The sequence below is a fragment of the Paenibacillus camerounensis genome, assembly GCF_000723885.1.
In the GTDB taxonomy this organism is placed as follows: Bacteria; Bacillota; Bacilli; order Paenibacillales; family Paenibacillaceae; genus Paenibacillus_AQ; species Paenibacillus_AQ camerounensis.
Map to the genome: position 1 here is coordinate 1 of NZ_CCDG010000023.1, position 21078 is coordinate 21078.

The window sequence follows — 21078 nt, forward strand, 5'->3', positions numbered from 1 at the left end:
CACAAATTCATTCCATTCAGTATATAGATCTGTGAGTTTGAAATCGGTTTGCCAATCGGGACACTTTCCGGTATTTCACTTTTCCCGTCATATTCCCAGTGTGTGGCCTGGACTGTATTTTCTGTTGGTCCGAATGCATTGATATATCTGCCTCTGCCGCCGGATTTTTTTATAACTTCCGGGCTTGAGGCTGACCCTCCCGTCGTTATTACGTTTACACCCTGCAGGTCAGTCAGCAGATAGAACTGCGGTGGTAATACTGTCATCGTTATTCCGCTTTGTTTTACAAATGCATTAAATCTTCCAATGTCTGAAATGATAGCTTGCGTCGGAATCGTCAGCCTGGCTCCTACCAATAAGGAAAGCGTCATTTCCCAAACCGAAGCATCAAATATATAGTTTGCAAACTGTAGAATATTATCTTCCTCTGTTACTCTATATGTATCCAGCAAATAGGTTCTGAAGGATACAATGCCACTGTGTTTAATCAAAACCCCTTTCGGTGTACCCGTTGTTCCCGAAGTGTAGATTACATAAGCCAAATCCTCAGGTTGGTTTACCTTCCCCGGGTTTGTGGACTCCCCACTCCAATTCTCCCTCTCTGCGAGATCGATTATTGGCATACCCGCATTACATTTCAGGTCTGCCTGGTAGATAAGAATGGCTTTGGGCTGGCTATCCTGGAGCATGAACGCGATTCTCTCTTCCGGAAAGGTAGGGTCTAACGGTACATAGGCCCCTCCCGCTTTCAGAATTCCATAGATCGCTGCAATCATCTCGATACTCCGCTCTGCCAGAATGGCAACGAAGTCATCCGGCTTCACCCCCATCTTGCGCAGTTTCCTTGCCAGCTGGTTGGCCTTTCGGTTTAGCTCGGCATAAGTAAGCTGCTCATCCCTGAATACTACTGCTATATGATCAGGTGTTTTCTTAACCTGCTCCTCGAACAAATCTACGACGGTCTTGTCTATTGGATAATCGGTTGCCGTATTGTTGAACTCAAGGAGTTGATCCTTCTCTTGCTGGGTAATCAAGTCGATCTCAGAGACCCTTCTCTCAGGGTTGGCTGCAAACGACAGTAAAACAGCTTGAATTCTGGAAAGCATACTTTGTACTTCTTTCAATGCAAAGTGACTCGGATTATAAAGAATATCAAAGACCCATTGTTCACCAATAAAATATGTTTTTAAGGTTATTGCATAGTTGGTTTGCTCGCGTCCCGAATCTAAAACAAACTGAAGCCCGTTTTCTCCGCCTTGCTGTTTCTCTTCGTTAACATAATAGTTATCGAAGGCAAACAGTACCTTGATCAGATCACCTTGTTGTTCAGTCAAGCCCTGAATGTCAGCGAGGGAACAATACGAGTACTGATCGCTCTCCGTCCCCTGCTCCTGAAGCTCAGCCCAGAGCTCCGAGACAGTCATTCCCACGCCGGATCTTATCCTAACCGGGATGGTATTGACGAATAGTCCAACAATCTTCTCTATCCCCCGAACATTTGCATTCCTTCCGGAAACAACCTTGCCGAATACAACATCTTTAATGTTGTTGTATTGCTGTAGTACAATCCCCCAAGCAGCCTCAGCCACTGTATTGATTGTGATTTGACAGGAAGCAGCTTTCTGAAGAAGTTGATTAGTAATTTCATCCGGAATTTTTATTCCGATTCGTTCCATCTGCTTATCCGTAGATTCGGGTTTTATCATAGGCTTGATTTCAGTAATCTCCTGATATTCGGAGAGTAAGTCACTCCAATAGGACAGCCCCATCTCACGGTCCTGCTTCTTGATCCAGTTAACATATTCACCATAGGTCGCAGATTGATACCTTTCCTCTGCTGCCATACGCTCCATATCATACAAAATACTGCCGTTCTTCAATTTGTTGCAATAAGTTATGAAATCGCCAAACAGCATGTTAGAAGACCAGCCGTCAAATACAATGTGATGATAGCTCCAAAGAATCTTATATTCATCAGGACTGAGTACAATATGTTTAACCCGAAGTAACGAATTATACTGCAAATCGAATCCGCGCTGGATGTTCAGATTAGCAAGTTCGGCAACCTTTAACTCCTGTTCTAGTTTTCCGAGTCCCGAGAGATCAATTGTTTCAAAGTCTACTTCCCGACTGGTCAACAGGATCTGTCTCGGCTTAGACAGCTGTTCGTGCACAATCGCCATTCGGAGCACGTTATGCCGCATAACAAGCAATTTTAGTACTTGCTGAATCTTTGCTTCGCTTATACCACCGCTGAACGCATAAACAAGCTGTGTGACATAGCTCGTCGATTGATGATCGGCGATGCTGTGATAGAGGATTCCCTCCTGTAAAGAGGTAAGCGGGAATATATCTTCCAATACAGATGGTTCTGCATACTGACGATGCAGTTCTAACAAATCCTCCTCCGTCAGGTCATAAGCAGAATAATCTGACACGGTTTTCTCTATTGCTCCCTGAGTGCAGCAATATTTGATAGTTTCTATTAAATATTGCTGATATAGCTCAGCAAACCGTTCAACCATTTCAACAGCAAATCTGCTTCTGTCGTATTGAATCAGGAAGTTAAGCTTGCCGTCTGCGATGTATCCGTTCATGTCAATGATCCCAGACATTCCATTTTCCTCTGCAATACTCTTTCCTGTTGAGAAGAAGGCAGCTTTCGAGTCAGTATCCATTTGACCTAAATAGTTGAAATAAATGTTAGCCGCAATATCCTGAAGCTCATACAATAGGCCGTAACCCAAACCATGTGAAGGTACTTTTCGCAACATATCTTTGTTCGAAATGATGCTTTTCCGGATCTCCTCATGGCATTCAACAATGATCGGATGCTTTATGGTAAACCAGCCAACAGTGCGATCAATATCTATCTTCTTATGAATTTCTTCCCGGCCGTGACCTTCGAGACCGACGACAACTTTCATCTGACCCGTAAGCCTGCGAACTGCAAGACCAATGGTACTAATTAACAAATCGTTGATTTCTGTATTGAACGCCTTTCCTGCGCGCCGCACCAGTTGTTCCGTCTGTTCCTCATTAAAGCTGATCCTCACATTACCCAATCCCGTTTGTGTCCCGTTATCTTCCAAGTCAATTCTTCCATTGTTCATATTCGCCATTATTTCTGCCCAATATTGCTGCTCCTGTTTAAGCAGGCTGCTAGATTGGTATTCCTCTAACGCTTCTGCCCAATCCTTAAAGGAAGCAGTCTTCGGTGGTAGGGTTATCGGCTTTCCATCCTCTACCTGCCTCAATGCAGTCTGCAGGTCTTCCAACAGAATCTGCCACGAAACGGCGTCCACAATGAGATGATGCAAGCATAGGAAGAGAAAATTACCGGAATCTGTTTGGAAGAAAGCGGCTTTTATCATCGGCCCGTTCTCCAGATCAATACTGCTCTGGAGCTTGTTGCAGGCTGCCTCCATCTGGAGGGAAGCAGCAGTTGCAGCTCGGAGATCATACGTTTCAAAATCATATAGTCTGCTGTCGCTACTACTCAAAATCACCAATCTGCCATCCCGATAAATAGATCTAATGATATCATGATGTACTGCTAACGCATCAAGTGCCTTCCGAATGTGCGCTACATTATCTGTGTCGATTTCCAACATCACATCCTGGTTGTAGTGATGCGGCTTTTTAAGGCTGCGCGCTTCAAAGTCTTTGAGAATCGGTGTCGGAATGATACCTCCGGTTACTTCTTGTTGCTCATAGTGGTTCTCATGAGTAACAACAACAGTGTGGGCGATTGCTTCAACGGTATATCGGCTCATGATGTCGCGGACAGATAATTCATAATCAAGGCTTCTTAATTTCGAAACGATACGGATCGCCTTGATAGAATCCCCGCCAAGCTCGAAAAAGCTATCTTTGACACTTACAGCTTGTACTCTCAGCATTTCACCGAATACCTGACACAATAATTCTTCAATCTTATTTCTCGGCAGCACGAATTCACTTGTGCTGTCGATGAATATCTGCGGCAGTGCCCGTTTATCAAGCTTGCCGTTTTTCGTGGTCGGCAGCTTGTCTATCTGCATGAAAGAGGTTGGAAGCATGTATTCAGGAAGAATCTTTCTGAGTTCTTCCCGAACTTTAGATGTACTGATTTTTTCATCCGATACATAATACGCAAGAATCACTTTGTCACCGAATCCGTCTTCCCGCACAATTACTGCGTTGTCACGGATGGATTCAATACTGCGAATCGCGTGAATTATTTCATCCAGCTCAATCCGGAATCCCCTGACTTTGACCTGCTCATCAATTCGGCCAATATATTCGATATTTCCGTCCGGCAACCATTTTGCAAGGTCACCTGTACGATATAGCTTCCCGTCACCAAAAGGATTATCAATGAATTTTTGCGCAGTCATCTCTGGCTTGTTCAGGTAACCACGTGCAATCTGTTCACCCGCGATGCAAAGTTCTCCGGGAATTCCAATGCCACAAAGATTCATCCCGTTCATGATATAGATCTGTGTGTTGGCAAACGGCTTGCCAATCGGTATAAAGGTACTTTCATCCTTTGCGGAATACGGATACAATGTGCTTCCGACAGTTGCTTCCGTAGGCCCGTATTCATTAAGAATCACGAGATGAGGGCCGTAAATATGTTGAATCTCGCTTGCCACACCGCTTTCCAGCTTTTCGCCTCCGACTACAAGGCAGCACAGTTTCTCTAACGGCTTGTGGTTATAGCTGCCGAGCAGCATTTTCAACTGCGAAGGCGTCATCTTGATAAATGTGTACTCTTTGTTGTTCATGATGCATCTTATGTCCATCTCTTTATCCCTGTGAATCAGATCAAGCGTGCCACCAAAACAGAGCGGCAGAAAAATAGAGGGTACCGTCAAGTCGAAGCTGTAGTTGGTGAACAAAGGCACCAGAATCTCATTCCCTAGCAGGAACCGTTTGGCTGAATAAATCATATTTGTAGTCAGTGAATGGTGTTCAATCATTACGCCCTTCGGACGTCCTGTCGTCCCGGAAGTATAGATGCTGTATGCTAAATCATTGCTGGACACGTTCTTGTCCAGATTTGTTGAAGCACCTGTATAGAGATCAACAGAACTGAGATCGATACACTGAATCTTTGTTACCAACGGTACCTCGGCCTTTGCTGTCAAAATAACCTTTGGTTTACAATCGTCCACTATGTACTCGATCCTATCTTGAGGATATGTTGGATCGATGGGCACATAAGCACCGCCTGCCTTCAAGATGCCTAAGATTGCCACAATCATTTCCGTACATCTTTCAGCGATGATGGCTACAAAATCGTCAGGCTTGATGCCAATACCGCGAAGCTGCCTAGCCAGCTGGTTTGCTTTTTGATTCAGTTCCTCAAACGTAAGTTGTTCGTTACAGAAGAGGATTGCCGTGTTGTCCGGCTTGTTTCTGACCTGCTCTTCAAACAGATCTATGACCGTCTTATCGAGTGGATAAGCCATACTGGTATCATTAAAAGTCTGTTGGATCAATATTTTATCGGCCTTGGTGATGGTCTCAATCTCACTGATCTTTATTTCTGCATTAGCGGTTATCTGTTCCAGCAGGCCGATGAAATGTACAAGCATTCGCTCAATGCTGTCTGCTTTAAACAAATCCATACAGTATTCGAGTTCAATGCAGAAGCCTGTGCCTGTTTCAACAATGTCAAATTTAAGATCAAACTTGGACGTTGTACTTTCTTGTCTGACAGACTCTATTTCTGCGCATTGCATCTTAAGTTCTGGTTGCTCATTGTTTTGCAGTACCATCAGGACATCGAACAGCGGGTTTCTTGCCATATCCCGTCTAACTTGTACCGCATCAACCAGTTCTTCAAACGGATACTCCTGGTTGTCATATGCGTGCAGACATTTTTCTTTTATTTCGCTCAGAAACTCAGTAAATGTTTTATTGCCTTCCGGATTCCCTCTCATAGCCAGGGTGTTAACAAACATTCCTAGAATATTCTCGGTATCTTTGTGCATTCGTCCGCTGAACAGACTACCGACGATAATATCCTCCTGCCTGCTATACTTGCTCAGCAGGATCATAAGTGCTGAAAGGAACATCATATATTCAGTCGTACCGGTCCGCCTTGCAATCTCCTTAATTCTTTCCCCCAGTTCTCGGCCAGTGGTCGTATCAATAATGGCTCCATTGTAGCTCTGCATCTGCGGCCGTCTGTAATCAAGGGGCAAATCAAGTACAGGAATCTCATCCGAAAACTCACTGATCCAATAATCCTTTTGTGTTGAGAAGTCTTTCTTGCTGATCCATTCACTGTAATCCTTATATTGAAGCAGCGGAGGTTTGAGAGATTCGCCTTTATACAGTGCTACGAATTCACGGATGAACGTCGCCATACTCATGCCGTCACTGATAATATGATGCATGTCAAACATCAACAAATGATCCTCTTCCCGCTTCACGAGCTTCATCCGTACAAGCGGAGCTTGCCCAAGGTCGAATGGTTGTACAAACTTCTTGAACTGTTCTGCTTCGGACGTATCCTTGACTTCTAGAAATTCAAAGTCTACTTTTGTCGTTTTTCTCACTTCTTGCACAGGCTCTCCGTCAACCATTAAGAAATTGGTGCGCAAAATCTCATGACGATTAATCATTTTTTGCAATGCTGTCGTAATGGATTCAATGTTCACCAGACCCTTAATTTTAAAGGTTTGCGGGATATTGTAAGCAGTTCTGTCGATACCCATCTGGCATACAACATAAACCCTTTTTTGCGCAGATGACATGGAGTAGTATTTTTTTTCTTCTGCTGCTGTAATCGGTGTATAGGATACCAATTCTCTTTCGGATAGTCGGATTGCTAAGCCTTCCGGCGTACGATTTGCAAATATTTCCTGAAGCGGAATGCGATATCCCGTTTTAGTTTCGATCGCATTGACAAGTCTTACTGCACTCAGCGAATGACCGCCAAGTTCAAAGAAGCTGTCCTTAATACCCAATGAGGCAATGCCAAGAATCTCACTAAATAAAGCACACACAATTCTTTCCGTTTCGTTTCTAGGTGCAACATATTCACGTGTACTCGTTACTTCGATTTCTGGAAGTGCCCGCTTATCGACCTTTCCGCTTCTTGTGACCGGAATACTGTCCATTTGCATGAAGTATGCAGGGATCATATATTCCGGCAACGACGCTCCCAAGTTCTTCTTAAGTAGGGATTCGCTCATTTCTGTGTCGGATACGAAATAAGCACAGAGCGCAGAATCTCCCGATTGCTCTTTGGCAGCGATGACAGCTACATCCACAATTCCTTCTATATGTCGCATGGCACTTTCAATCTCACCCAGTTCAATCCGGTAGCCTCGGATCTTAACCTGCTCGTCAATCCGGCCCTGGTATTCGATGTTGCCGTCGGGCAGCCATCTAGCCAAGTCTCCTGAGCGATACAGCTTACCTTCTCCAAACGGATTATCGATAAATTTCTCCGCTGTCAGCTCCGGTCTGTTCAGATAACCTCTTGCTAAGCCCGCACCGGCTATACACAATTCTCCCGGAATTCCTATTCCGCACAAATTCATTCCATTCAGTATATAGATCTGTGAGTTTGAAATCGGTTTGCCAATCGGGACACTTTCCGGTATTTCACTCTTTCCATCATATTCCCAGTTAGTAGCCAGCACTGTATTTTCCGTCGGACCATAAGCATTAATATACTTGCAACGCCGGCCTGCTTTTTCGATAATTTCCACATTCGATGCAGACCCGCCCGTTGTCAGTGCCTTTAGACCGGTAAGCTCTGTCTGCACATAATACTGCGGCGGCAATAAGGTCAGCGTAATTCCACTCTTATCCACAAACGCATTGAAGCTTCCCGTGTCCAAAATGATTTCCTTCGGGATTAGTGTCAACCTTGCTCCAAGCAGAAGCGATAGTGTCATTTCCCATACTGCGGCGTCAAAGACGTAATTGGCAAACTGCAGGACGTTGTCCTGTTCGGTCACCTGATAAAGCTCCATTAGATGGGTACGCAGAGCGACAATCCCTGAATGTTCCAGCATAACCCCTTTGGGCTGACCAGTAGTTCCTGACGTATAGATGACATAAGCTAAATTCTCAGGTCTGTTTACCTTTGTTGGATTTGTAGAAACCCTTTGCCAGATTTCTGGCTCTGCAAGATCAATTACTGGTATTCCAATGTCATCTTTAAGTTCTGCCTGATAGACAAGAACAGCTTTGGGCTGGCAGTCTTTAAGCATGAATGCAATTCTGTCTTCCGGGTAGGTTGGATCTATCGGTACATATGCCCCTCCCGCTTTCAAAATACCGTAAATCCCTACAATCATCTCGACGCTCCGCTCTGCCATAATGGCAACAAAGTCGTCCGGCTTTACGCCCCTTTCACGCAATTTACTAGCCAGCTGATTGGTTCTCTCATTCATCTCTGAGTAGGTAATCTGCTGATCTTCGAATATTATTGCTACATTATCGGGTGTTTTCTTTACCTGCTCCTCGAATAAATCGACTATGGTCTGAGCATTAGCATTGCCTGTATAGCTATGGTTGAACTCGTTGAGTATTTTTTCCTTGTCGTTATTATTTACTGCTTCGATATTGGAGGCTTTTTCCTCAGGATTTGCAGCAAACTCGCGCAACACTCTTTCAATCATTGCCAGAATGCTTTGAATCTCGCCTTGCACGTACTCATTTGGGTTATACATAATCTCAAAACGCAAGCAGCCATCCTCTACTCCGGCAATTACAGTTATTGCATAATTTGTTTTTTCTCGTACCGACTCAAGTTTAAGCTGCAGCCCATCAATGTTGTCTTGGGCTTTTCCTTCATCCAAGTGATTTTCAAATACGAAAAGTGACATTATCAAGCTTGATTTTTGTTTGGTTAATTCCTGAATTTCGGCAAGAGAACAATACGAATATGCGTTGCTTTTTGTCCCTTGCATTTGAAGCTCTTTGAATAGGTCTAAAATAATCGTATTTTCTTTATCACTCACTCTTACTGGTATTGTGTTAATGAATATCCCGACTATTTCTTCAATTCCTCTAACATCTGCATTTCTTCCCGATACAACCTTCCCAAACACAACATCTTTGGTAAAGCTATATTGCTGTAATACAATTCCCCATGCAGCTTCTGCTATTGTATTTATTGTTAAACGGTTAGATGAAGCCAATGAGAACAGAGTTTGACTTATTTCCTTTGAAACCTTTATCTTCTCTTGGGCTACTTTCCTGTCTGAAGGTACAGGCTTCATCACTGGTTTTATTTCCGATATTTCCTGATAATCTTCCAGTAAACTGTCCCAGTAGGAGATTCCAAGCTCTTTATCCTGCTTTTCAACCCACTTGATATACTCACTATATTCTGCTGTCCGATTCTTTTCTTTCAACACCATTTCTTCGACTTTATACAAACTTTCATCGTTGTTAAGAGAATCGTAATAATTCTGAAAATCATTGCACAGCAACGATGAACACCAGCCGTCAATGATAATATGGTGATAACTCCATATCATTTTGCAGATGTTTTCACGAAGAATGATGTACTTTACTCGAAAAAGCGAATCTTCCTGCAAATCAAATCCGCGGTTTACATCAAGTGCCGCTATTTCAGCTATTTTATTTTGCTGCTCATATTCTGCAAGCCCTGTTAAATCAATTCTTTCGAACTCAGGTTCTCTATTTAACAATACGACTTGTTTAGGGCGTTTAAATTCACCAAATAAAATGGAGGATTTTAGCACCTCATGTCTCGTGGCAAGAAGTTTAAGTGCTTGTTTGATCTTACCTTCTTTAACTTCTCTGCTGATTTCAAAAACATTCTGTATGAAGTAATCTGTAGATTCAGTATTAGCTAGACTATGATATAGAATCCCTTCTTGTAAAGGCGAAAGCTCGTAAATGTCAACAATCTCCGTTTTATCTACGAATCGGTTATATACCATTGATAGATCAGTCTGTGTTAACTCACTTGCTGAAAAATCCGAAGGGGTTTTAACCGTTTCTTGTTGATCAATACAAAATTTGATACTTTCATTCAGGCTTTTTTTATACAAATTAGCAAGCTTCTGAACTGTCTCTGATGCAAAAAGACCGCAATCATATTTAATAGTGAACTTCAATTCCCCTTGATGTATAACTCCACTAAAGAGTATATTCGTTGATAAATTATTTTCGTCCGCTAGGCGTTTTCCGGTTGCATTAACAACAGAAGCGTAGCCCTTCGATTCAGCATCCATTTGTCCCAAATAGTTAAAGAAAATATCTGCTGATATTTCCGGAAGACCCTCTTTTAGTAGGCCGTATCCCATCCCCTGATTTGGTACTTTTCTTAGCATTTCTTTGGTTGATATAATGCTGTCTTGTATAGTTCCACTGCATTCCACAATGATCGGATACATACTCGTGAACCAACCCACGGTTCTATCTATATCTATCTTTTTATGAATTCCCTCTCTTCCGTGTCCTTCCATCATTATGGATACTCGTTCTTGACCTGTACACCTTCTTACAGAAACCCCTAATGCACTTATTAGTAAGTCATTAATCTTTGTGTTAAATGCTTTACCGGCTTTATGTAATAGATTATATGTTTCTTCCTTGCCGAAACTCAGGCTTATAACAGCATGCCCTGAGCCTGTCTCATTTCCGCTTGTCGCTAATTTACCTTCTTTAATTTTGGTTGTGATTATCTCCCAGTATGCTCTTTCCTTTTTCAGTTGCATACTCTCTTTGTATTCCCTGAGCGCTTCTCCCCATTCTTTATATGAAGCGGTCTTTAGAGGCAGCTCAATTTTGTTATCACCAGCCTTTATCTGCTTCATACCGTTCTCAAAATCTTCCAGAAGAATACGCCAGGAAACCCCATCCACAACTAGATGATGCAGACATATGAACAGGTAATTTTTCGGCTCTGTTTTGAATAATGCCACTTTCATTAACGGCCCGTTTTCCAAATCAAAGCTGCTTTGCAGTTTCGTACAAATCCCTTCAATATCTGCGTATCTATAATCATCATCTATTAGGTCGAATATTTCAAAATCATACAGTCTACTCTCTTGTACACTTAATATGTCCAGCTGCCCGTTTCTGTAGACAGAACGAATGATATCATGGTGGACCGCCAATGCATCGATAACCTTCCTGATTTCCATTTCATTGTTTGTGTCAATCTCTATCAATATGTCTTGGTTAAAGTGGTTCGGCTTGGCCAGATTCCATGCTTCGAATTGCTGAATGATCGGAGTGGATACTACTTTCCCCGTAACTTCACTCTGTTCGTATTTATTTTCATAAGATGACTCCCTGACGCTGTATGCAATTGCTTCAATTGTGTGTTTGCTCATGATGTCTTGAACAGAGACTTCAAATCCTTCACTTCTTATTTTTGATACGATTCTTATTGCCTTAATCGAATCTCCGCCTAACTCAAAGAAGCTATCTTCAACGCCTACTATTCCGATACCAAGAATTTCGCTAAATAACGCACACAAAATCTCTTCTGTTTCATTGCTTGGCGCAACATACTCCCGCTTGCTCGTTATTTGGATTTGTGGAAGTGCCCTTTTGTCCAGCTTCCCGTTTCTTGTAACCGGAATACTATCTATTTGCATAATATATGTGGGAATCATATATTCCGGCAGCGACTCTCCAAGCGTCCGCTTAAGCTCGGATCCGCTTATCTCTTTGTCAGAGACAACATAAGCACAAATCGCAGGATTACCTGAATGGTCTTCCCTGGCGATAACAGCTAAGTCTACAATCCCTTCTACACTTCTTATTGCACTTTCGATTTCACCTAGTTCAATTCGGAAGCCTCTGATCTTGACCTGCTCATCAATCCGTCCCAAATACTCGATGTTTCCGTCAGAAAGCCATCTGGCCAAGTCTCCCGAACGATATAATTTTCCTTCTCCAAAAGGATTATCGATAAATTTTTCTGCTGTAAGCTCGGGTCTGTTAAGATATCCTCTTGCCAAGCCTGCGCCAGCAATACATAGTTCTCCGGGAACACCTACTCCGCACAAATTCATTCCATTCAGTATATATATCCGCGAGTTTGGCATCGGTTTACCTATCGGAATATTTTGCGGTATTTCACTTTCCCCGTCATATTCCCAGAGAGTGGCCTGTACTGTATTTTCCGTTGGTCCAAAGGCATTTATGTATCTGCTTCTACCGCCTGATTTATTTACAACTTCCGGGCTTGACATCGATCCACCTGTCGTAATTATTTTTACGCTCGGTATATCAGTCTGCAGATAAAACTGCGGCGGTAATGCAGCTATTGTTATTCCGCTTTCTTCTATTAACTTATTAAAGCTTCTGATGTCTGAAATGCTAGCTTGTGTAGCAATCGTCAGTGTTGCACCAGTCAGTAAGGAGATGGTCATTTCCCAAACAGAACCATCAAATACATAGTTTGCAAATTGAAGAACATTATCCTTCTCTGTCACCTTGTATAAATCTAAAAAGTGAGTTCTGAAGGAGGCTACACCGCTATGTTTTATCATGACACCTTTCGGTGTACCAGTCGTTCCCGAGGTATAGATCACGTAGGCTAAATCCTCAGGTTTATTTACCTTTCTCGGATTTGTGGACAGCCCCTCCCATAGCTCTTTTTCTGCAAGATCAATTACTGGAATTCCAGTATCATGTTTGGGCTTTGTCTGGTATACCAGAATGGCCTTGGGCTGACAATCCTCAAGCATGATTGTAATCCTGTCATCTGGAGAGGTTGGGTCTAGCGGAACATAAGCCCCACCCGCTTTTAGAATTCCATATATACTCACAATCATCTCGATACTACGCTCTGTCATAATGGCTACGAAGTCATCTGGTTTCACACCCATTTTACGCAATTTCCTTGCAAGCTGATTGGATCTTTTATTCATCTCTGCATATGTAATATGCTCATTTTCAAATACTACTGCTATAGAATCAGGTGTCTTCTTTACCTGTTTCTCAAATATATCTACCATTGTCTCCGTTATAGCATTATCCAGATATGTATGGTTGAACTCGTTGATTATTATTTCTTTATCCCTATCGCTGATCGCTTCTATCTCAATAACTTTACCGAGGGGATTTGCAGCAATCGCGTGCAATATGTTTTCAAACATTAACATGATATTTTGGATTTCATCTACTATGTACTCATTTGGGTTATACGATAGATCAATGTTTAATCTGTTGTACTCCAGACTAACACTTGCACTTATAGCATAGTTTGTCTGCCTTCTTTCCGACTCAACCGTTAAATGGAGCCCCATTTCACAGCTATCCAGCCCATCCTTAAAACCAAGCGAATCTTCAAATACACATAGCGTTTTCATCAACTTATTTTTTTGCTTTGTTAACCCCTGAATATCGGCAAGGGAACAATACGAATATTTATTACTCTCTTCCCCCAGCTTTTGAAGTTCTTTTAAAAGCTCCAAAATGGTAGTATCCTTAGTACTTTTTACTCTTACAGGGATTGTATTAATAAATAATCCGACTATATTTTTAATTCCTCTTATGTCTGCATCTCTTCCTGATACAACTTTTCCGAATACTACATCGCTTGTATAGTTGAATTTTTGTAACACGATTCCCCAGGCAAGTTCTACTGCAACATCTATTGGTATACTATTAGAAGCAATGAAATCAAGCAGCTTAATCGTTGCATCTTCGGAAAGACTGTGTCCTGTTTTAACCATTTGAACTGTAGTAGGTCTGGGTTTCGCCATCGGCTTAATTTCTGCCATTTCATCATAATCTGCCAGCAGTTCCCTCCAGTAGGAAAGTCCTGATGCCCTATCCTGTTTTTCAAGCCACTCTACGTATTCACTGTATCCTGCTTCCTGACTCTTTTCTTGGGATATATCTTCTATCATCTCAGACATTGTTGTTCCATTGTTAAGCACATCATAGTATCTCTTGAAATCACTAAATATTAAAGGCAGGCACCAGCTATCAATAATAAGATGATGATAAAGCCAAATCATTTTGTAGCTTTTGTTATCTAATACAATATATTTCACTCTTAAAAGAGAATCTTTCTGCAGGTCAAATCTGCGCTTGATATTGAGATCCGCTATCTCTTCCAGCCTGCGCTGTTTCTCCATTTCGCCAAGCTCTGACAGATCAATTTTTTCGTACTCTATTTCTCTATTGCCTAATACTACCTGACCTTGACCTGCTAGATTCTCCTCCGTAATAGCTGTTCTTAATACACCATGTCTTAGTGTGAGCAGCCTCAGCGCTTGAATGATGTTTTCCTCTCTAATTTCACCTTTTAAGTTTATTATGTACTGCATCATATTTTGTGTAGACTCACTGTCAGTCATATGATGATAAAGCATTCCTTCCTGCAAAGGTGTGAGTGAGTATATACCGTTGATTAATTTAGTTTTTTCATCGTTAATCATCATTAAACCCCTCTCGAATTTTGAAAGCTTTCTATTTCTAAAATCATCATCCTCAACTTTATACTTATAGATCAATTCATGAACAAACTTTCACAAGCCGTCTGATTCCAAAAGAATCCCAGGAATAAGCTCATCAAAAAAAGTGACTTATCTGGATAAACCAAGTTTGGTTATAACGAAGTCACTTCAACGAACCAGTAATATGTAATTCCCATCACCTATTCTGATGATTTTATACTTCCTATGATTTTTGATAACGTCAGTATTTTATGTAAATGAATCAACTCTTGTTAACTGCCTTTTTCATTTCAATATTTACTATATGCAGAGCAAAATACACATCCTCCTCGGGAGACTGTTTCACGCTTCACTGCAATATAATCTAACGTCGATGTAGACCAAACCTAACGTTTGAATAGCATTTATTTAGCGAAGATCTCAACAGCCGCATTATTTTTTTGTATAATAAAGCCATTAGATGTATTATTTTTACTTAATCTCTATATAACGCCATAAGCATACCATAAAATAACAGAAGGAGTAAATCCATCAAATTACTTTTTTTGATAAAACGCCACATAATTCAATTATTAGTTGTTAAATTCCACAAAAACCTTTATGAAGACTACAGTTGCCCACCTTCAAAAATGTATTTATGGTTTTTATTTTAAATTTCAGACAAATATTGACAATTTATTCAGATTGAAATTATACTACATTAGTACCGAAATATTAAATGACTAAGAGGTGAATACACTTCCGTAATGGCAAATGCTGAGAAGTTATTTATTTCCATAGCCATAAAGAGGTTAATAAAGCTGAGTTTAGACACCATGCATATTAAGGCTGTCAAACCCAAAGAATGATGCTTATGCTCTGCTTAATGAGGAGGAGGTGGCTAAATCCAGCAGGTTTTAAAGTTCTGAGATTAGTAAAATACTAGATGTCATAGCTCCGAAAGATACACAAATACATAAGAAATTAGAGATGGAGAGCGATTCTTAAAGAACTGCGCAAGAAGAGTGGCGATAACAGAGAATTCATATAACAGATAAATTCAACTCTTAGGTGAATAAGAAAACGATAAACTAGCAGGTTTTCTCACTAAAGCTCATAGTTATTTTGAGGATAAACGTGATTCTGACTGAAAATGGGGATGAATAATATGATGAGATTATTTAGGTATTTAAAGCCCTTCCGGCTTCCGATCCTAGTGGTGTTCGCATTGGTCTTTATGCAGTCTTTATCAGACTTGTACTTACCTACACTAATGGCGGACATCGTAGATAAAGGGATCATTAACGGTGATATCCCGTATATCTGGAAAATTGGCGGTATGATGTTATTATTTGCAGCCATTGGGGCGGCTTGTTCGATTGGAGTAAGCTATTTCTCTTCACGTGTGGCTATAAGATTCGGCCAAGGATTACGGAGTAAAATGTACCGTCATGTACAGAATTTCTCCCTGCAGGAGTTCGATACGTTTGGTACTGCATCTCTGATTACCCGAAGCACAAATGATATCTATCAAGTTCAGCAAGTGCTTATTATGCTTCTTCGTATGATGATCAGTGCACCGATGATGTGCATTGGCGGTATGATCATGGCCGTAAATAAAGATGCCGAGTTATCGCTTGTTATTGTAGTCATCATTCCTTTACTAGTTACAGCCATTGCGATTATAGCGCTGAGGGGACTTCCACTATTTAAATCTATGCAGGTGAAGTTAGATACGTTGAACCGTGTTTTACGTGAGAATCTTACAGGAATGCGAGTGATTCGCGCATTCAATCGTACTGAACATGAGACCAAGCGCTTTGAAGATGCCAACGTAGATTTAACAAACACAGCGGTTAAAGTAAACAAAATTATGGCTGCTATGATGCCGATCATGATGTTAGTTATGAATTTCTCGACCATTGCCATTGTCTGGTTTGGCGGAATCCGTATAAGTAACGGCGATATGCAAGTGGGATCTTTAATGGCATTTATTCAATACTCGGCACAAATTATATTCTCGCTCATTATGGTATCTGTTCTCTTTGTTATCCTTCCAAAAGCTTCTGCTTCGGCTATTCGGATTAATGAGGTATTCGATATGGCACCGGAAATTAATGACCCCTCACAACCTAAACAAGCCAACCTTCAAAGGGGCTACCTCTCATTTAAAGACGTAACATTCCATTATCCTGGTGCAGAGCAACCAGCGATTTCTAACATTTCCTTTGATGCCGGACCGGGTGAGACAACCGCAATTATTGGCGGCACCGGATCAGGTAAATCCACATTATTGAGTCTTATCCCGCGCTTCTATGATGTAGGCAGCGGAAAAGTGCTTTTAGATGGTGTAGATGTCCGAGAATTTTCTCAAGAACAATTACGGGAGAAGATTGGTTTTGTTCCCCAGAAGTCATTGCTTTTCACCGGTACTGTTGCAGATAATATACGTTACGGTAAAAAAAATGCTACTGATGAAGAGATTCAACGTGCGGCTGACATTGCACAGGCTACCGAATTCATATCCAATATGAAGGACGGATTCCTATCCGAGGTTGCTCAAGGTGGCGGTAATGTATCGGGCGGTCAAAAACAACGGCTATCTATCGCTCGTGCATTGGTTAGGCAGCCAGAAGTATATGTATTTGACGATAGTTTCTCAGCGCTAGATATGAAGACGGATGCAAAACTTCGTACCGCCCTGAAAGAAGTAACTGTGAATGCAACGGTACTCTTAGTAGCACAGAGAGTAAGTACCGTGATGGATGCAGATCGAATTATCGTGTTGGATAATGGCGGCATTGCTGGAACGGGTACACATCGAGAGCTAATGGATACCTGTGGCGTGTATCGTGAGATTGTATCCTCACAGTTGTCAGAGGAGGAAAGCGCATGAGTGAAAAGGTAAGAAAAAACAAGTCTGCTGGACGAAGCCGCAGCCAAGGTGGACCGGCAAGTATTATGCCCGGAGAGAAGGCTAAAAACTTCAAGGGCTCTTTAAAGCGATTGATTCAGTATCTACAACCTCGCAAGATTACATTGATATTCATTTTACTGATGGCAATACTAAGTACTATGTTTAGTATTGTAAGCCCCAAAATTCTGGGGAAAGCAACAACTAAATTATTTGAAGGTATCATTGCAATAAGTAAAGGTGTCCCAGATGCCAAAATAGATTTCCATTATATCACTCAAATTTTGCTGATTCTGGCTGGTTTTTATATCATCAGTGCGCTATTCAGTTATATACAACAGTATCTGATGGCTGGTGTAGCTCAGAAAGTTGTACTTGATATGCGGGCGCAGATTAACAGTAAGTTATCTCGCTTGCCGCTCAAATATTTCGATTCCCAGACACATGGCGAAATTCTTAGTCGCGCTACAAATGATGTCGATAATATCAGTACAACACTACAACAAAGTTTAGCCCAGCTGATTACATCGGTTGTGACCATTGTCGGGGTCATTATCATGATGCTGACGATTAGTCCATGGTTGACGCTTATTACCTTAGTCACCTTACCTCTAAGTGTGATTGTTGTAAAAGGTGTGGCTACTCGATCACAGAAGTATTTTAAGGGACAACAGAAGTCTCTGGGTGATATGAATGGACACGTCGAGGAAATGTACACAGGACATAAGATTGTAAAGGCATTTGGACTCGAAGAGCAAACGCTAAAGGATTTTGAAGAAATCAATGAGAACTTGTATCTTTCTGGTTGGAAGGCTCAATTCCTTTCTGGAATGATTATGCCATTGATGAGTTTCGTTAGTAATATAGGTTATGTATTTGTGTGTGTCGTGGGTGGTATCTTTGTCTCTAATGGAAGGATCAGCATCGGGGATGTACAAGCTTTTATTCAGTATACGAGACAATTCTCGCAACCGATTGCTCAAACAGCAAGCATTGCCAACATCATTCAATCAACAATAGCATGTGCTGAACGTGTATTTGAGCTCTTGGATGAGCAAGAAGAAGTGCCAGAGGTTCAGAATGCTACAATGGTTATGTATCCTCGAGGCGCAGTTCAATTTGAACATGTTGATTTTGGGTACAAAGAAGATTCCTTACTTATCAAAGATATGAACATTGATGTGTCGCCCGGACAGAGCATTGCCATTGTAGGGCCGACAGGAGCAGGAAAGACGACACTCATCAATCTTTTTATGCGTTTCTATGAACTAAATAGCGGGGCGATTACGATTGATGGTGTGAATATCACTGATATGAAGCGCAGTGACCTTCGCAGTAAGTTCGGTATGGTTCTTCAAGACACTTGGCTCTTTAATGGTACCATCCGAGATAATATCGCTTACGGCCGCGAAGGAGCTTCAGAAGAGGAGATCATAACAGCTTCAAAAGCAGCCCATGCGGATCATTTCATTCGGACCCTTCCGGATGGGTATAATACGATTCTGAATGAAGAAGCCTCGAATATTTCTCATGGCCAGAAGCAACTCCTGACGATTGCCAGGGCGATCCTGGCAAATCCGTCGATTCTTATTTTGGACGAAGCGACGAGCAGCGTAGATACGCGTACTGAAATTTACATTCAGAAAGCTATGAATGAGCTGATGAAAGGTAGAACAAGCTTCGTAATTGCACATCGATTATCTACGATTCGGGACGCCGATCTTATTCTGGTAATGAATAATGGCAGTGTGATTGAAAAGGGCACCCACGAGTGGCTACTGAAACAGGGGGGATTCTATGCAGACTTGTATAACAGTCAATTCTATCAAGTAAGGGAAAAAGTGGTAGTATGATTAAGTCTAGATAATGACAAAAGGAGTACGCACTGTATACAACCAGCGGCGTACTCCTTTTTGATATACTGATATACATGCTGTATACACATTTAGGGCAATCCACCAGTGCCATTACTGATTCCGGTTCCACAGCATCCACACCCCATGTAGGAGCAGCAAATGTTCAGATACCAGATACTCCGAATAAAAGCAGACATGACACAGACAAATTCATGCCGTGTTCTGTACCAACTCTAATCATCCCCTCAAATAATAACTCTATCCTTTCTCCATAATTACAATGTTTTCATTTTTATATAAAAAAATATTATCTGTTTGAGTCAATATTTTTAAACCTATTTTTCAAACCTCCTTATGTATAAATTTCATCAGTCAATAATTGCATTGAAGCCTATCTTTTATAAGAATACGAAAAAATGAAAACGTTGTAATTATTAATTTGAATTAGTGTGTAAGCTCACTAATATTTACACTGACATCACGACTATCAACAATTATGCTGCGGATTGTACTCTTACCGCTTCCATTATTGCCTGCAAACACAAACCCAGCCGCTTTTTTCAATACCTTGAACGTTATATGTTCCAGTTGCTTAAGCTTCGCCCGTTCACCCATTAACCGGATCACTTTAGCAAGGTCCATCGTAAGATGCATAATTATAAACCGAATGTGCCACAGTACAGCGCATTTTATTTCTGCTTCCAGCTACACAGACAATTCGGTTATTCCTCATACAACTCATGATAAAGCTCTTCATCAGCGCCCTTTTCTCTATCTGCGACACGTCGTTGAAGCAAAATAGCTGCCTTCCCGGTCAGCTTACCAAGTAATTAACGATGATACAGATGGCATCTGACAAAGTCAAAAATACACCTGACTGTTCCCTTTAACCTCAACAATCGTGTTATCAACATTAAGCCATACCGATGCCGCTCCTGGATTCCACACAAACTGGCCCAAGGCAGCAAACTTAAGCTGTCGGTATGCATTGAGATAGTCGACAATCTGTATATTCGTGGCATACCAGATATCGTTTCTTCCGCCTGCTAGTCGGCAGAATTCTTCGATTACATCCCAGTTATTATCCTGATCGAACTCATAGCTGTGGCCCCACACGTACATCATGTACAAATATTGTTGCTTGTTAAGTGAGATGAATTGCCGCCCCAAATCTAATAAATTCTCTTTATGATGACAGGTCGGACTCCATTCGAGGAGGTCCTCCGGCATAATGAATTTCCCTGTGCTGGGGACTACTCTGGCATATTCAATGCCCAGATGGGGCAGCATCTTCTTAATCTCCTGACTGTATGATCCGTTAGGGTAGGACATACCACGCACAGTATAACCTGTTAAGCTCTCTAGCTGTTCCCGGTCCTGCAGAACCTCCCGAACTACCAGTTCTTTGGGACATCTAGCTATTGTCGGATGCGTAACGGTGTGTGCGGAAATTTCGTGTCCCCGGTACAATTCTACCGCTTCCTCACCGGAGATTCGATCGCCCTCACCAAGCAGTCCGGAGTTCAGATGAAATGTTCCCTTCATTCCATTCTGGTTAAAAATCCCGACTAGCCGCCTGTCGAATTGCCTGCCATCATCATAACTCATCGTCAGTACCTTATGCTTCCCCTCTGGAAAAGCTAGATAAATCTTCGGCATTTCCCTGGCCCCCTAATTAGTTCATCTGCTTAAAGGAAGCGTATCATGCCCGGTTATCATCTGGAATGGGAAAAAATAATCTTTGTTTGTAAAATTCGAGCTTGATTAAAGAACGTTGTCATGTATTTCCCTGTTTACCTTTACTGGTCGTTATAGCGGATTTGTACCGTTATTCATGCATCAGCTGTTAAACGATTCTTAATTACGAAAAGACCCCAGATCTATTGATCCTGGGGCCCTTCCGCTTCCTTACCAGAATTGC

The 21078-nt window shown here is 41.6% G+C and carries 4 protein-coding genes; 2 read left to right on the top strand and 2 right to left on the bottom strand.

Going from position 1 to position 21078, the window contains the following annotated elements; all coding sequences use genetic code 11:
* A partial coding sequence (locus tag BN3772_RS09460) for a non-ribosomal peptide synthetase (RefSeq protein ID WP_042199077.1) occupies positions 1–14393 on the bottom strand: 14393 nt, incomplete at its 3' end.
* A 1162-nt stretch (positions 14394–15555) separates the two neighbouring features.
* Here BN3772_RS09460 and BN3772_RS09465 point away from each other — a divergent pair.
* Both BN3772_RS09465 and BN3772_RS09470 read left to right on the top strand, forming a co-directional pair.
* Positions 15556–17283, top strand: a complete 1728-nt coding sequence (locus BN3772_RS09465; protein WP_042199078.1) for an ABC transporter ATP-binding protein — start codon at positions 15556–15558, stop codon at positions 17281–17283.
* Positions 17280–19154: an ABC transporter ATP-binding protein gene (locus BN3772_RS09470; protein ID WP_042199079.1), complete on the top strand. Its 1875-nt coding sequence runs from the start codon at positions 17280–17282 to the stop codon at positions 19152–19154. Before BN3772_RS09465 ends, BN3772_RS09470 begins: the two co-directional genes overlap by 4 nt.
* Before the next feature lie 864 nt (positions 19155–20018).
* Here the strand turns inward: BN3772_RS09470 and BN3772_RS09475 are convergent.
* Positions 20019–20816, bottom strand: a complete 798-nt coding sequence (locus BN3772_RS09475; protein WP_042199080.1) for a polysaccharide deacetylase family protein — start codon at positions 20814–20816, stop codon at positions 20019–20021.
* Positions 20817–21078: the final 262 nt, after the last annotated feature.

Bases quoted from the DNA above. Each gene is read 5' to 3' on its own strand.
- BN3772_RS09465 (WP_042199078.1), top strand. From the start codon at position 15,556: ATGATGAGATTATTTAGGTATTTAAAGCCCTTCCGGCTTCCGATCCTA.
- BN3772_RS09475 (WP_042199080.1), bottom strand. From the start codon at position 20,816: ATGCCGAAGATTTATCTAGCTTTTCCAGAGGGGAAGCATAAGGTACTG.
- BN3772_RS09470 (WP_042199079.1), top strand. From the start codon at position 17,280: ATGAGTGAAAAGGTAAGAAAAAACAAGTCTGCTGGACGAAGCCGCAGC.